This is a genomic window from Brevibacillus sp. HB1.4B, from assembly GCF_013284285.1.
Lineage (GTDB): Bacteria > Bacillota > Bacilli > Brevibacillales > Brevibacillaceae > Brevibacillus > Brevibacillus porteri.
This window is the reverse complement of the sequence record NZ_JABSUT010000010.1, coordinates 215,843-231,374: the sequence shown is the minus strand read 5'-3', so window position 1 is coordinate 231,374 and position 15,532 is coordinate 215,843. Positions and strand designations below refer to the sequence as shown.

At 47.1% G+C, this 15,532-nt stretch carries 15 protein-coding genes; 12 read left to right on the top strand and 3 right to left on the bottom strand.

Features of this window, described 5'->3' with window-relative positions; translation table 11 throughout:
- The first annotated feature begins 7 nt into the window (after positions 1 to 7).
- Both HP398_RS23235 and abc-f read left to right on the top strand, forming a co-directional pair.
- On the top strand, positions 8 to 841 hold the full coding sequence (locus HP398_RS23235; RefSeq protein WP_254476309.1) for a stalk domain-containing protein: 834 nt from the start codon (positions 8 to 10) through the stop codon (positions 839 to 841).
- A gap of 444 nt (positions 842 to 1,285) precedes the next feature.
- Positions 1,286 to 3,211 carry a ribosomal protection-like ABC-F family protein gene (gene abc-f, locus HP398_RS23230; protein WP_173623760.1) on the top strand — a complete coding sequence of 642 codons (1,926 nt, stop codon included), beginning with the start codon at positions 1,286 to 1,288 and terminating at the stop codon, positions 3,209 to 3,211.
- 64 nt (positions 3,212 to 3,275) lie between these two features.
- Here the strand turns inward: abc-f and HP398_RS23225 are convergent, their stop codons facing one another.
- Complete coding sequence (locus tag HP398_RS23225) at positions 3,276 to 4,574, bottom strand: MFS transporter (protein WP_483296518.1); 1,299 nt, start codon at positions 4,572 to 4,574, stop codon at positions 3,276 to 3,278.
- A 61-nt stretch (positions 4,575 to 4,635) separates the two neighbouring features.
- On the opposite strand from HP398_RS23225, the gene HP398_RS23220 reads away from it, so the two are divergent.
- From HP398_RS23220 to HP398_RS23210, 3 genes are all read left to right on the top strand, one after another.
- Positions 4,636 to 5,034: a hypothetical protein gene (locus HP398_RS23220; RefSeq protein WP_069847806.1), complete on the top strand. Its 399-nt coding sequence runs from the start codon at positions 4,636 to 4,638 to the stop codon at positions 5,032 to 5,034.
- Positions 5,031 to 5,237, top strand: coding sequence for a YqgQ family protein (locus HP398_RS23215; protein ID WP_017250598.1), 207 nt, complete (start codon positions 5,031 to 5,033; stop codon positions 5,235 to 5,237). Before HP398_RS23220 ends, HP398_RS23215 begins: the two co-directional genes overlap by 4 nt.
- A gap of 188 nt (positions 5,238 to 5,425) precedes the next feature.
- Positions 5,426 to 5,755 (top strand): hypothetical protein, encoded by a 330-nt coding sequence (locus HP398_RS23210; RefSeq protein ID WP_017250597.1) that lies wholly within the window; start codon positions 5,426 to 5,428, stop codon positions 5,753 to 5,755.
- A gap of 68 nt (positions 5,756 to 5,823) precedes the next feature.
- Here the strand turns inward: HP398_RS23210 and HP398_RS23205 are convergent, their stop codons facing one another.
- Positions 5,824 to 6,228, bottom strand: coding sequence for a phosphoribosylaminoimidazole synthetase (locus tag HP398_RS23205; RefSeq protein WP_173623759.1), 405 nt, complete (start codon positions 6,226 to 6,228; stop codon positions 5,824 to 5,826).
- Between the two features lie 68 nt (positions 6,229 to 6,296).
- Entirely contained in the window at positions 6,297 to 7,052 is a 756-nt protein-coding gene (locus HP398_RS23200) for a hypothetical protein (protein ID WP_173623758.1), read from the bottom strand.
- A 434-nt stretch (positions 7,053 to 7,486) separates the two neighbouring features.
- Between HP398_RS23200 and HP398_RS23195 the strand changes: the two genes are divergently transcribed.
- From HP398_RS23195 to HP398_RS23165, 7 genes are all read left to right on the top strand, one after another.
- Entirely contained in the window at positions 7,487 to 8,074 is a 588-nt protein-coding gene (locus tag HP398_RS23195) for a DedA family protein (RefSeq protein ID WP_017250594.1), read from the top strand.
- 214 nt (positions 8,075 to 8,288) lie between these two features.
- Positions 8,289 to 10,331 (top strand): methyl-accepting chemotaxis protein, encoded by a 2,043-nt coding sequence (locus HP398_RS23190; protein ID WP_173623757.1) that lies wholly within the window; start codon positions 8,289 to 8,291, stop codon positions 10,329 to 10,331.
- A gap of 161 nt (positions 10,332 to 10,492) precedes the next feature.
- Positions 10,493 to 11,908, top strand: a complete 1,416-nt coding sequence (locus tag HP398_RS23185; RefSeq protein ID WP_173623756.1) for an NAD(P)/FAD-dependent oxidoreductase — start codon at positions 10,493 to 10,495, stop codon at positions 11,906 to 11,908.
- Complete coding sequence (locus HP398_RS23180) at positions 11,905 to 12,744, top strand: NAD(P)/FAD-dependent oxidoreductase (RefSeq protein ID WP_173623755.1); 840 nt, start codon at positions 11,905 to 11,907, stop codon at positions 12,742 to 12,744. Before HP398_RS23185 ends, HP398_RS23180 begins: the two co-directional genes overlap by 4 nt.
- Before the next feature lie 24 nt (positions 12,745 to 12,768).
- A complete protein-coding gene (locus HP398_RS23175) occupies positions 12,769 to 13,236 on the top strand; it encodes an SRPBCC family protein (RefSeq protein WP_238144500.1) in 468 nt (155 codons plus the stop codon).
- 19 nt (positions 13,237 to 13,255) lie between these two features.
- Complete coding sequence (locus HP398_RS23170; protein ID WP_015892544.1) at positions 13,256 to 14,026, top strand: DeoR/GlpR family DNA-binding transcription regulator; 771 nt, start codon at positions 13,256 to 13,258, stop codon at positions 14,024 to 14,026.
- A 24-nt stretch (positions 14,027 to 14,050) separates the two neighbouring features.
- On the top strand, positions 14,051 to 15,520 hold the full coding sequence (locus HP398_RS23165; RefSeq protein ID WP_173623754.1) for an amino acid permease: 1,470 nt from the start codon (positions 14,051 to 14,053) through the stop codon (positions 15,518 to 15,520).
- Positions 15,521 to 15,532: the final 12 nt, after the last annotated feature.

Sequence of the window (15,532 nt, the reverse complement as noted above, 5' to 3'; positions counted from 1 at the left end):
GTAAAGAATGACGAAAATGATGATCAGGGATGGAGGAACAACAATGAAAGGCAAATCGATTTTGGCAGTTGCATTGACACTCCAGATGTTGGCAGCTTACCCTGTGCAGGCGGCAGGGGCTAGCACAGCACAAACAGCGACAACTGCGATCTTAGTAAACGGAGAGCAATCTACCTTGGCAAAAGAACCGATTCTCGTCCAGCAGCGTACGTATGTCTCTGCCGAGGATGCGAGCCGGATTTTAGAAGGCACTTGGAAACAAGACGCAACGAATGGAGAAATGAAGCTGGCAAAAGGTACGCTGACGTTTCAACTGGCTTCAGGAAAAGTAGCGTTGAATGGCAAGTCGCTGCAAGATGGGCAGGGCGCAATCGTGCGTGACAAGCAAGTGTATTTGCCGTTGAGATGGATGGCAGAGCAGGCCGGACATCAAATCACGTGGAATGCCGAGAAAAAGGCGGTGGAAATTGTGATGGCCGGAGAAGAGAGTGGCTTTACGCTTGTTGATGCCGATAAGCTGACGGAACAGGAACGTACATTTATTGACTCGGTAAAAGAACAGCAAGGCATTCACAAGCAGGGAGATCTTTATGTCATCGCACGCGGGTCCTCGCCGAATCCTGGCTACGGACTGCAAGTAACCAAAGTCGAGCAGAGCTGGGAGCAGCTTTTTGTGTATGTCAAACAAACGCTGCCTGATCCGGGGAGAATGTACCCGCAAGTGATTTCCTATCCGTACTTGGCGGCAAAAGTGAAGCTGCCACCTTACACGACGATTGTCTTCCTGGATGCTGAGACAAAGAAGCCGCTGTTTGCCACAGACGGCAACGGAAGTCGATAAGAAAATCGGGCAAACGACGTACAGGGTCTGCTATAGCAGGCCCTCTTGTTTTTGTGTGGCTCCTGATGTAAGATATGGTTGTGATTTCCTATCCCTTGAGAAATGGAGGTGTGTGTACGTGTTCGGAACTCTGCAAGCATGGTTTGTGGTAGAAACTTCCAGTATGACGCATGATTTTGTATTCAACGGGACCAGTCTGTCCTTTTTTGCGCATACAACTGAACGGAGTTTCCATAGGCGTACCATGCATCGATCAGGGACGGTTTGTTCTTGTCTATAATGGGTAACTGACGTAAGGTCGGTCCCTTTCACGATGCCGCAGGTAATGGCCTGCGGCTTTTTTGCGTCCACTCGCACGTGCTGGGTGGTCTCAAAAATTGTGCCGGGGCCACCAGGAAATCCATTATTTTGAACCGTTACCAACATTTCAAGGAGGAAACAATCATGATTATTGTCGCGACGCAGCAATTGCAGAAATCGTACGGAGCAGATCCGGTTTTACAAGATATCACGTTGGAAATCAAGGCAGGAGAACGCGTTGGGATCGTCGGACCGAATGGAGCAGGCAAAACCACGTTGTTCAAGCTGCTGGCAGGTATCGAGGGCCCCGATTCGGGTGAGCTTTTTCGGGCAAAAGGAACGATTTGGGCGTACCTACCGCAAACGCCGCAGTATCCGGCTGAGTGGACGGGGACGGATGTTGTAGCCAGCGCGTTTGCCGATGTCATCAAGCTACAGGAGCAGATGCGCGAGCTCGAGCAGCAGATGGGATTGCTTTACGAAAATGAACAAGAGCTAAACCGCCTCATGCTACGCTATCAAAAGCTGCAAGATGAATTTGAACAACGGGATGGCTATCAGTGGGAGACGAAAATGACCCAGGTGACACAGGGCTTGGGCGTTAGTGCAGAACTGTTAGCGACACCTTTTGCCCAACTCAGCGGTGGGGAAAAGACAAAGGCTGGCCTTGCAAAACTACTCTGCCAGAAAAGCGATGTTTTGCTCTTGGATGAGCCGACCAACCATTTGGATGTGGAGTCGATGGAGTGGCTAGAGGAGTTTTTAAAAAATTATCAGGGTACGATCCTGATCATCTCCCATGACCGTTATTTTTTGGATGCGGTCGTCACGTCTGTCTATCATGTGGACGGAGGAGAAGCCGAATTCTATATCGGCAATTACAGCGCGTTCGCTACGGAGCGTGAAGAACGCTTGCTGCGCCAGTTTGCCGCTTATCAGGAACAGCAGAAGCAAATCAAGAAAATGAAAGAAACGATCAAACGGCTCAAGGAGTGGGGCAATCGTTCCAATCCGCCGAACGAGGCTTTTCACCGAAGGGCAAAAAGCATGGAAAAGGCGCTGGCGCGGATTGAGCGTATCGAGCGACCGAAAATGGAAGCGGATCGCATGGGCTTGCAGTTTATGAAGACCGACCGAAGCGGGCAGGATGTGCTGAAAGCGACGGGGGTACAGAAAACATTTGGCGGAAAACAATTGTTTGCGGACGCTAGCTTTTTGTTGCGCTACGGGGAGCGAAAAGCGCTGCTTGGACCAAATGGCTGCGGGAAATCTACGTTGATTCGCATGCTACTAGGAGAGGTTGAGCCAGACATAGGTACGCTCAAAATTGGCAGCAGCGTTAAGGTGGGCTACTTGTCACAGCAAGCTTTGGAAGGGGATCAAAATCAGCGGCTGATTGATGTTTTCCGTGAGGTAGCAAGAGTGACAGAGCCGGAAGCACGACATTTACTGGCACGGTTTATGTTTTACGGTGAACAAGTTTTCAAGCGGATCGGGCAGTTGAGCGGCGGAGAGCGAATGCGACTGCGCTTGGCCCAAATGATGCATCAGGAAATCAACCTGCTCATTCTAGACGAACCGACCAACCATCTGGATATTGAAGCGCGAGAAACATTGGAGGAAGCGTTGGCGGATTTTCACGGATCGTTGTTTATCATCTCGCATGATCGCTATTTCCTGCAAAAAATGGCAGATGGTGTGTTTTGGGTGGAAAATAAGCGGCTGGTTCACGATGTGGGTACCTATGAGGAAGCAAGGGAAAAGCAAAAGCAGCGGATCGCAGCTCGTGCTAGTAAGCCGGAGGAACTAGAGCGAAAGCAGCCAGCAGTCAAGCAAGTTCAAGAGACGGCCGTGACGAATGCGACAGCCAAACGTCCGAATCCATACAAGTTGGCAGAGCTTGAACAAAAAATAGCTTTGTTAGAAGAAAGAAAAGGTGAATTGACAGCCTTGCTCCAAAGTGAAGGGGCAGATTATGAGCAGTTAGTGGCTTGGCAACAATCGATCAATCAGGTGCAGCAGGAGATAGACGGAACCTTTTCGGCTTGGATGGTGCTACAGGAACAGTAGGCTGCAATAAAAATAGCACCGCCAGCAAAGTGTTGAATGCTGGCGGTGCTTCATTTTGTATCGCTTACGATTGTGCTTGAGTGCTTGGCTCTGGCAGGCGACGATAGCCGCTGACGAACCAGAGAAGGAGCAATACCATCAAGACTCCTCCGAGGAAGAACGGACCGCTGTGGGAGACCTGGTAAACCGCTCCACCAGCTAATGGACCCAAGATTCGTCCAAGGCTGTCCATCGAGCTGATTGCCCCACTCGTTACGCCTTGTCCTTGCGTCGTCCGTTGGGTGATCATCGCTGTGGCTGTCGCTCTGATCATTCCTTGTCCCGCTCCGAATAACGAGAGGATCAGCGCCAGCACCCAAAAATTACCCGACAACGGAATGGCAAAAAATCCAATGCCGTAAAGAATCATCCCAATGACGAGGACGCTTGCTTCCCCTAGCTGCTTGACCATTCTTCCGATGAGCCCGCCTTGTACCGCGGCAGCGATCAAGCCCATGACGAGAAACATATAGCCGAGGTCTTTGGAGGTAAAACCGTACAAATCACTTATGTACAGGGCAAAAGTCGTTTCCAGTCCGGAAAAAGCAAAGGAGACGGTGAACAAAATACCGTACAGCAAGGACATGGAACCAAACAAAGAGACAAGCGGATTTTGCCGCTGTTCTTTTTGTAGATTCGCCCGCTTTTCTTTCGGCAAGCTCTCCGGCAAGGCAAACAGGATCAGGAAAAACGTAAGCAACGCCACGATACCCGAAGCGTAGAAGGGAACGGCAAAGCCGAATTCACTGAGCAGTCCACCAATTACCGGACCGAAGACAAAGCTTAGTCCAATCCCGGCGCCAATGATTCCCATCCCTTTTGCACGTTCTTCTGAAGGGAAGAGATCCGCCACCATAGCGGTTACGGTTGGCAATGCGGCAGCCGAGACGATTCCACCCAAAATGCGATACAGGAGCATTTCCGTATAACTGTCAGCTAGTCCAAACAGGATAAAGGTGATGGAAAAGCCGAACAGCCCGAATGATATGAGTGGCTTTCGCCCGATTCTGTCTGAAAGTGCTCCCCAAATCGGTGCAAACACCAGCTGCATAATATTGTAGCTGGCAAAAAGCACGCCGATTTGAAACGATGTCGCACCCAATTTTTCCGCGAAAAAGGGAAGAATGGGGATAATGATGCCAAAACCGAGCATGATGAAAAAAGCAATAAAGAACAAGAGGGCAAGGTGCTTCTTATTCACTACGTCTACCTCTTTTCGCACAAAAATCTTTTCAAGCGGATTGTTTGCTTTTTCCACCTTACGTGAAGGAAAAGGTGAAGTCAAGCCAGCAACGTGGGCAGTTCTGGCGAGACGTGCTATAATAGAAAAGAAATAAGAATGGCTACTTATATTGTCAAGTATATATCCATGAGGTGTTTGTTACATGTCTACTGCGATGCTTTACTACCTAGCCTGGCATGAAGATGATTGGCTGGATGAAGTGCTCGATCGTTTTCCTGAGATCAACGCCCTTGTGCCTTCGGTCAAAACGTTTGAGTTGCTGGCTAAACAAAGAGAGTCCGGAGAAGTTGAGCGAGCTGTCCTCGTCCTGAATGCGGCTGTCGAACAGGAGAGATGCAAGGAGTTTTTACGCTTGTGTCAAGAACACCCACAGTTGTCCGTGGACCCTTTGTATATCGTCGGATTGAAACCGGAAGAGGAGGAGGCGTGGCAAGAAGCGTATCCACACGCGAAGATCATCGTCATTACCGGCTTTGCTGTCGAGTTTGATTACGATGCCGTCCTCGCCAGGATGGAAATCGATCTGGAGGGAGCTCATTGAAAATAAACCCGAATGAATTCGATTTGAAGGCGTTTCTGCACCGTTTCGGATTGGTTATTTATACTGGCGATCCTGAAGGGGATTTGCTGTTGATAGAAGATGAAATTCGGGAGCTATATGAGCTGAATGTCATTGACAAGGAAGAGTTCATAGAAGCCATGTCAGCGTTGCGCAGCAAGCGAAAGGTTGAGGGAATAGAATAAAGAGTAAGAACGTGTTTGCCAAGCCGTGTGTATGCGGGAGATGGTAAGCACGTTTTTTTGTGGTCATTAGTTCCTTTTTGGCAAGTACAGTTATTAATGATTTCAGATTTCGACAGGTACGATACAATTAATTTGTGAACTGGTACAATTATTTCGTACGAAATGAACTCAACAGGGAGATAGTAGTAATGACCAACTGGAAGAATATTAAGATCGATGGAGTAAGAGGTATTGACAAATGCGTGGCAGAATTCCGTATTCAGGAAACTGGATTTGGACGAACTCCATCTGGTAAGTTCAAAGTGAAAATATTTGAGGAACAAGATGGACATTTCTATGGTATTACAAATATTGGAGTAAAGAGACTTGATGATGAACCGGCTGTACTTGGTTTGGGAACAGGTAAAAGTATCGAAGAAGCATTAAAAAATACTGTTGACGATTTCTTGCAAGAGATGAATTTTAAAGAACAGTTAACAGATGATGATTTTGAATGGGCTAAACTTGACGATTTTTAATCCTATTTGATTTGTAAAACGCCTAGTTCTTAGAACTAGGCGTTTTCAAGAGATACTCATCAATACTGTTAACGAGACTCAAAGAACTCATCAATTTCTGCTTTTCTCTTAAAATAGACTTCTTTAGCATGTGCTTCACGTTCGATTAAATCTTCGTAGTGGTTTTCATCAAGAACCATCTCTTCATATCCCCAAATGGCAGGTATTTTATGATTTTTTCGATCTCCGAAGTACCAATTTGGTGGAAGGGTATGGTCTGTGATAACAAACAATTCGGATGGATACCAGTTTGGTTTGTTAGATCTTTTGTTGTGGAGTAAGAAACGCAATGAATTTTCACATTGAAACATCCCATATACAGTAAGTTCGTCGCCGATTTCTACAGAAAATTGGGTTTGTTCGCTGTATAAAAATCTATCTCCATAGTAATTTGTAACATCTTTACCTAAGGTATGGATACATTTTACTTTCAATCAACATTCTCCTTAGTTCTGAGAAGTATGTTCTCTGATTTCAATGCATTAATGATACGGGGGCAGAGTTAATCTTTGAATTTGAAGTCTTCATATACTTTTAAGCTTTTGTTGTAGACAAAATGAATCTCTACATCTTTATTAGGTCCATAGTCATCTCTGCCCATCTTCACCCAACCATCCTCTGCAGGCCAGCGTGGGTCTTTCATAACTGTATTGTATTTCTCTGCATTTTTAGGATTATTTCTTGCTTGCTCCATTGCCTTTCTTTCATTGTTAGTATTCGGGGTAGTTCTACCAGTTGAACCAGGGGCGAACATTATGATATCTTTTGCCCTATTAAGAACGATCAGGTTTTTGCCGTCATTATAACGTTTGGTTTTCTTAGCCAAAGCATATTCTCTATATCTTCCGGCACTATTAACGTAGTCCGCTACTGATGAGAAGTCCATGTAGTCCATTTTTCTTTTCCAGGTTCTATACTCCATAACAGCATTCATTGCTGGAAAATCAAAACCCGCGTCATCCCAATAACGTACATAGTCATTGCCTAATAAACCATGGACAGTTTCATAACTGAGCTCCTCAGTCAAATCTGGGTCGTCGTCGCCTCTACCTTTTTTTGCCCTTACATTCACTTCATTCGCTTCAGTTTGTACGGTTATTTCATCATTATTCTCTTCAGTTTGCGACTTTACTTCAACAGTAGTGACTTTGCTGTTCTCTACAACCTCATTAGCTGACACATTTTGTGTTGTGACTACACCAGTCATTAACACTACTGAAGCTATTGCCGCAGTAAACAGGCGTTTAAACATTTTCATTGTGTGAATCTTCCCCTTTAATATGATTGTTTATACTTTCGAAAGAAATATATCACACTGTCATTGTCGGAAATTGTCATAATTTAACTTTTATTAAAATGTTTTTATTTAAAATATAAATAATCTGCATATCTTTCTGAGTTTATAAAATAATATCTCTGAACGATAAGGTATCGTCCATATAACTAACTGCACTTACCAATAAACACTTCAAAAAATTTGTTAAATCTCTAGTGAAGGAAACATCATAAACAAAAACCATTTTATAAACCTAAAAAGGCCCATTCCACTTTGAATGTAAAGAGGGAATGAGCTTTTTTGCGCACTTCGTAAGAAATTCTTCAGAAATCCTTATTCATTTCTTAAGGAATTCTGTCTTCTTTTGAAAGGTTTACCCGTTAGGATAGAGTGCAGAGAGAAAGGAGGCGGCACAGGTGGAGTTTACAGGGTATTACGAGCTATTCTGGGAGATGGTTACAGGCATGCTGGGAAAATTCATTCCTGATGAGATTACGGTCATGACCGTGGGGGCGCAGATTGCCAATACAGGAGCGGACTTTTTTACAGCATTTGCGGTCATATACCCCGTTTTTTTCCTTGTTTCTTACGCGGGGTACTTACTGGGAGCGAAGGCATTTAGCTGGATGGTCCGGAATCTGGGCTTGCGTGCTGATTTCCTGTCGGCATTGCGCGGGTCAATGGGCTGGCTACTTGTTTTTGGTATCTTTCTTCCGATTATTCGTCATATCGTGCCTATTCTCGCCGGTGGCAGCCGAATGCCGTTTCGGCAGTTCCTTCTATTCTTTTTGCCGAGCAGTATCGTTTGGATCTTGCATTACTTTGTCGCAGGCTATTGGTTCTCCGATCAACTGGAAATAATGGTTGCGGGAGTTTATCAATATAGCAAAATTACGTTGACGATCGTTTGTTTCGCAGGGTTTTCGTTCCTCATGATTCGCCAGTTGCAGCGTCTTGGTGGAATGAAAGAACCTCGAACGAATAAGCAACCACCTGTTTCGTAATCGATACGAATTCCTAGAGTATGGCGTCTACTATCCACGAACTTTTCGGATGGCAGGCGCCTTTTTGTTAGGTAGATTTATTTTCTTTAATGTTCTGACGTTTTTAAAAGTTTGTGAAAAAGAAGTTTACATATGGTAATAGTGGGGTAGATTACCAAATGTCGTCGTGTCATGAATTTCCATTTTTTCAATTTGTGTGATTGGAGGCTTTTGCATGAGGAGCATAAAAAATGTGCTGGTAACCATTTTGGCTGCCATCACCATCGGTATTTTTATTCTTCAGCTAGTGTTTGGTTTTCTCCAGTTTGAGCAAATTATCTCGAATGAAGTAGAAGCAAAGCTACAAATGCAGGTAGCCAAAGAGGCGGCTTATCTGAATGGTATGCTGGACAAGACAGGCAAGCTCTCGGAAACACTCACTTATTCTGTCTCTCATGGCTCGAAGGAAACCATCAAGCATCTCGAAGGGACGCTGGTCGATGTCGTAGCGTCTGAGCCGTTGATTGTGGGCGGTGGATTTTGGATGGAGCCATACAGCTTCGACAGCTCGCAAAAGCTGTACGGCAGGTACGCTATCCGCAATAACGACAAAGTAGAGCTCGATCCGGCTTACAGCGACGGTAGCTATGATTATCTTGCGCAGGATTGGTACAAAGCGGGGATGGTTGACAAACCATATGTGTGGACTGAGCCGTATGCCGACCCGATTTCCAAAGTTCCTATGGTTACAGCCATTGCGCCCATTAAAGTGGGAGGCAAGATCAGCGGTACGACGACATTGGATATCGGACTTACGGAGCTTAACAAAAGCATCGAAAATCTGAAGGTTGGCGAAACAGGTTACGGTTTTATCGTTTCCAAATCGGGCATTTACGTTTCCCATCGCGATGCACAAAAGAACTTGCAAGTGAAAATGACTGACGAGTCTGAGACGGGGCTTAAGGACATTGCCCAAAACATTACCGAAGCAACCGCAACGGGGATGATCCAGGCTACCATAGGTGGGCAAAAGCAATACGTCACCTTCGCTCCAATCGGGGAAACGGGCATGACGCTAGCTACTGTCATGCCCGCAGCAGAGATTAATGGGCCGATTACCCAATATCTTTACATCAGTCTGATTATTTTTGGTGTCTCCATCAGCATTTTCCTCGTGTTCTTGTACTGGTTCATTAATCGACAGGTAGCACGTCCACTGCTGCAACTGAAAGCAGGCATCGTTAATTTGGTGGAAAAAAAGGATTTGACCCAGACGATCCCAATCCGGCGAAAGGATGAGATTGGCGACGTAGCGACTGCAGTGAATGCATTCATTGAAGATCTGCACGGAATGATGAAAAATATTAGCGGCTATACCGGTCAAGTAGGAACAGTCTCGGAAACCTCCACAAAGAAGGCTCATGAAGCAAGACTTGCCTTTGGCCAGGTGGCCTCGTCGTTCCAAGAAGTAGCAACCGGCACTGAGAATCAACAGCATAGTGCCGAAGAAAGTGCGCGGGCTATGGAAGAGATGGCGATCGGTATTCAGCGGATTGCCGAAGCCTCCTCCACGATGGCCGAATCATCAAAACATATGGCAAACGAAGCGGTGGCAGGCAACCAATCCGTAGAAAAGGTGTCAGGACAGATGGATTCGATTAATCGATCCGTAAGCCATTCTGCCGATGTCGTTCGTTCGCTGGATAGCCGCTCAGCAGAAATCTCACAGATCGTGGAAGTAATCGCAAGCATCGCATCCCAGACGAACCTGTTGGCACTCAATGCGGCGATAGAAGCTGCTCGTGCAGGTGAACAGGGCAGAGGTTTCGCTGTGGTAGCGGATGAAGTGCGCAAGCTGGCAGAGCAGTCCAACGACTCGGCCAACCAAATTGCCAACCTGATTACCGAAATCCAGCGGGAAACGACGTCAGCGGTACAAGCTATGGATGAAGGAACACGCGAGGTTGAAACGGGAATCCAGATCGCCCATGAAACAGGGGAAGCATTCCGCCGAATCATGGATTCTACCCAGGATGTAGCGGATCAGATTCAGGAAATTTCCTCGGTTGCAGAGCAAATGTCAGCAGCTACGGAACAGGTGACCGCATCCATTTTGCAGTTGTCTTCCATTGCAAAGGAATCTGCCGCAAGTGCATCGAATGTGGCTGCTTCAGCGGAAGAACAGCGCATCTCGATGAACCAGCTCTCTACATCCGCGGAGCAATTAAACCAGATGGCAAAGGAATTACAACAAATGATCAACCGTTTCACAATCTAACCGCTGTTTGCAAAAAAATGCAAAATGATGAGCTGCTGCTATCATACGATGGGAGCAGTTCGTTTATTGACAGAAAAATACAAGTCAGAATATAATGAATACGAAATAAAGCAAACAAAAGCAATGTTTTGCAAACAAAAATCCGAGGTTGGTGGAACAGAATGCAAAACCATAAGTACGACGTTGTGGTGATTGGTGGTGGAGTAGTCGGTACAGCCATATTACGCGCCCTTTCGTTTTATCAACTGAAACTGCTTTTAATCGAGAAGCAGCCTGACGTTTGTGAAGGGACAAGCAAGGCGAACAGTGGGATTGTTCATACCGGGTTTGATGCAAAGCCAGGCACGGTTGAGGCAGAGTGCCTTCGCCGCTCCCGCAGCTTATGGCCGATATTGGTTGAGAATCTGAGAATCCCCTTCATTCCTTGTGGTGCCGTAATGGTGGCGACAAACGAAGAAGAAAAGCAGATAATCGAAACCACCTATGTTCCCAATGCAAAGGCGAATGACGTAGATGTTCACTGGATGTCTGCTGAGGAGATTCTCGAGATGAATCCCGCTGTGACAGCCAAGGTAACAGGCGGATTGGCAGTGCCAGGTGAAGCAATCTGCGATCCATTCTGGGCCACCAGAGCCTTCGGAGAGATAGCAGTGCTAAACGGTGCGGAGGTTGTTCTTGGGCAAGGCGTCTCCGACATCGAGACAGTACCGGATGGAGAGGACTTGCGCCTTACGCTGGAAAATGGTGAAACGGTCACGACCCGATATGCAGTGAATGCTGCCGGATTATGGTCCGATGAAATTGCCCGGATGGTGGGAGATGAGAGCTTCTCGATTTCACCACGTAAAGGCCAGTTTATCCTGACCGAAGAGGCGATATCCATCTCCTCGATCATCCTGCCTGTTCCTACGAAAACCTCCAAGGGCGTGTTGGTTTCACCAGTCGTGTTCGGCGGTTTTCTACTTGGGCCAACGGCGGAGGATCAAGAGGACAAATGGGATCGATCCACCTCTCAGGCCGGCATGGAATCGGTACTGGCAGGCTGTGAGAAGCTGGTTCCCGACTCTCGGCAGTTTACTACGATTCGTCAGTTTGCCGGAGTCAGGGCAGTTTGCAGCGAAGGAGATTTTGTCATCCGTCCATCCGCTGTACAGCCACGCATGATTCATGCCGCCGGGATTCGTTCCACTGGACTCTCTGCTTCGCCTGGCATAGCAGAGCTGGTAGCGGCAACTCTCCAGAAAGCCGGGCTTGAGCTGCAAACAAACGAACAGGCACAGCATGCCCTGCCGGATCTATTTTCAGAAGAGCAGGAAACAGGAGAAATCATTTGTCTGTGCCGCTCCATTACCCGGAGTGAGATCGTCAATTCCTTAAAGCGTCCACTCACCCCACAGACCATTGATGGAGTGAAGCGGCGGACGGGCGCCACCTTAGGAGAATGCCAAGGAAACTGCTGTATTCCCAAAATCATCGATGTTATGGCCGAGACCTATCCTGAACACACCGGGAAGCAGCCTTTAAAAGGAGTAAGAAACTCCTATCTAGCTGTAGCACAAGGAGAGAAGCAGGCATGATGTATGAATTGGTGATCATTGGAGCAGGAATCTCGGGATTGACAGCAGCCCTTTCAGCGTGGGAAAGAGGAGTCAGCTCTGTTCTGATGATCGATTACCAGAAGAGAAGAGGTGGCTTCACCTTACCGTATTGGAGCTCTGATGAGTTTGCTCCAGAACGGGAACTGCTGGAAAAAGCCGCGTCCCTTCGCTACGAGATTCACGAACAATCAACTGTCGTCGGTTTTTTCCCAGGGGCAAACGGTCAACTGCACCAGTTGTACGTCCAATCGCCGATGGGCACCTATTCTATTGAGGCAAAAAAGGTACTGATCGCCTCAGGCTCGCTGGAAAAACCGCGTGAGGCGCACAAAATTCCGGGGACACGTCCAGCAGGAGTCATGACGCCGATGATGGCGATGCAGTTGATCGAGCGAGGATATCAGCCGGGCCGCAAGATTGTGTTGATCGAGAATGGCAGAATCTCTCGCAGTACAGCGGTCCTTCTGGAAAAAGAGACGAGCAATCTAGTCAAATATGCTGAATCAGATTGGGAGCTTACCTCTATCAAGGGATTGTCCCGTGTAGAAGGAGTACAGCTGCGAAATCGGATGACGGATGAGATAGACGAAGTGGCGTGCGATACGCTCATTTTTGCAAAGGGTCGGGTGCCCTGCACGTTTTTCTTGAAAGGAGCGCCAATCGAGCGTGATCAACACGATGCCATTATCGTAGATGCCACAGGGAAAACGAATTTGCCAGATGTTTATGCAGCAGGGAGCTGTACCTGCCTTGGTGACGATGATCACACCAATTCGATGGAATTGGCGAAAGAAACAGCCAAGCACCTCTTTTAAAGCGATCATCAGAAGGGAGAGTTCATGATGAAGCTATCCGACTCGTTTACCATTCAGGCAAGCAAAGCGGATGTATGGTCCGTCTTTATGGATGTTGAAAAGCTGTCAGGCTGCGTACCAGGCTGCAAAGAAGTAAAAATGAGCAGCCCCACCCGTTATGAAGCGAACATGGAAGTGAAAATACAGTTTATGACGATTCAATTCCGCGTCACGGGGGAATTAAAAGAAGCGGTAGATGGAGAAGCCCTGCAAGTGGAGATGACTGGACAACCGGTAGCGTTGGCAGGATTGTTCCGCAATCAATTGCACCTTCAGCTAAAAGAGGAACAGCCGGGAACCACACGGGTGCAATATGAGATGGATTTGCAAATGACAGGACGACTGGCATCATTAGGAGATATACTAATGAAAGGGACTGTGAAGAAAAAGGCAGAAGAATTTGCGACGAACGTCCAGACCCTGTTCCAGTCTAGTCAGGAGATTTACAATTAAGAGAAGATGGTGATCATCCATGCTACAAGAAGAAAGACAGCAGCTGATCCTGCAAATGCTACAAGAAAATCAATCCGTTCGTATTGCGGAGCTATGCAGCCGATTAATGGTGACGCGCGAAACAATCAGGCGTGATTTGTATGAAATGGAGCAGCAGGGACTACTCAAAAAGGTGCATGGTGGCGCTATTCTGAATAAAACCAACGTGGAACCTCCTTATGCCAAGCGTAGTGGATTAAACTTGGCGGAGAAGGAGGCGATTGCGGTCGCCGCAGCCTCCTTGGTGGAGGACGGCGACGCGATCTATATTGATTTGGGCACGACGACACAATTGTTCGCCAAACACCTTTACCATAAAAAAGGAATTACGGTGATAACCAATGCGCTACTGGTGGCATTGGAACTATCTCATCACCCGGATGCGAAGGTGATCATGAGTGGGGGTGAATTGCGCGCAGGGGATCTGGCCATGTCCGGTCCGATCGCCAGGAAAAGCCTCGAGGGTTTGTTTGTAGACAAAGCGTTTATTGGTGTGGGGGGATTGGCAGCAGAAACTGGTTTTACGGATTACCATGTGGGCGAGTCAGACATCAGGCAGCTGATGCTTACAAACGCCAAAGAAACATATGCACTGATTGATCATTCCAAAATAAATGTAACCGCTTTTATGAGGGTGGCAGAGCTATCCGACATCGACGTAGTCATTACAGATGAGGAACTACCCCAATCTCTTGCTGGGCGACTCGCTCAGGAAGGATTGCAAGTCATCGTTGCTAAGACATCCGTGTAAAGCAAATGGTGAGGGAGGCAATCAATGGTGAAACAATCGGTACAAGCAAATGATTCGCAAGATATGCAAACGTATCATTATAAGCAAGAATTGAGACGGACATTAAAACTGTTCAGTTCGTTTGCCGTCGCGTTTTCTTTCATTTCCATTACCACAGGCATTTTTAGTAATTATGGATTTGTGCTTAGTAAGGCAGGGCCGGCTGGTATCTGGACCTGGCCGATTGTAACCATTGGGCATTTGTTAGTTGCCATTATTTTTGCAGAGCTGGCTGGACGCATTCCATTGAGCGGTTATTCCTATCAATGGGTGACACGTCTTGCCAACCCGGGGCTTGGTTGGTTTGCTGGCTGGATTGCCTTTTGCTTTCTCGTTATCGTGGTTCCAACTGTTGACTATGCGCTGGCGCCCATCATTGCCGAGATGTTTGGCTGGGATACAGGCTCCAAAACGCTGATCTGGATCGTAATTGGTACACTGGTCGTACAAGCTTTATTAAACATTTATGGAGTGAAGCTGGCTACTCGTATTAATGATATCGCCGTATACACTGAAGTGATCGGTATGGTCGGGATCGTTGTGGTGCTGGGGGCAGTGGTGATGTACAACGGGGCAAATTGGAGCATGCTGACCGATATGGGTACCGCTGCGACTCAATCGGACAGTTCATACCTAGGCGCTTTTATCATGGCTGCGCTGATGGGTTCCTTTACATTGGTAGGTTTCGAGGCTGCTGCGAATCTCTCTGAGGAGACGATCAATGCAAAGAAAACGGTTCCTCGTGCCATGATTTTATCCGTATTACTAAGTGGTATGATCGGTTTCTTGCTGTTGATCGTCATTTCAGTTGCCATCACGGATCTGCCGGCTGTGCTCGGTGTAGCGAATCCGATTCCGTACATTTTGCAAACAAGTCTTGGTTCTGCTGTATCCAGCTTCTTTTTGGTGCTTTGCCTCATCTCCATCTTCGCGTGCGGCTTGATCATCATGGCTTCCGCTTCCCGACTCATCTATGCGTTGTCACGCGACAATGTATTCTTCGCTTCCTCCATCTTCAAGAAGGTATCACCCCAGACTTCCGTACCAACAAACGCAGTTTTACTCGTTTTAGTGCTAGGCATTCTCGCTGTGTTATTCGCAGATTCCCTAACCCTTCTGGTAGGGGCCACCTCGGTTCTACCTGCCCTTCTCTATCTGACAACGATTGCTGCTTATGCCTGGAAACGCAAGGAACTGCCCAAATCGAAGTACTTTGACCTGGGCAAGTGGCGCACACCGCTCACTTTCCTTGCTATCGCTTGGTTGATCTTTGAAATTGGCATCTTGACCATTCCGAAAAATTTCCATAGCGTAGCGATCGTCGCAGCTACCTTGCTGGCTGTTGGCGTCATTTTGTATCATCTGCTGTTCCGCAAAGGGATTATGGAGGGCCGTATTGGTATTAAAGACAGAACATTCCGATTTGATGAAGAGAAAGAAGATCATTCAGCCTAGAATAATGAAAAA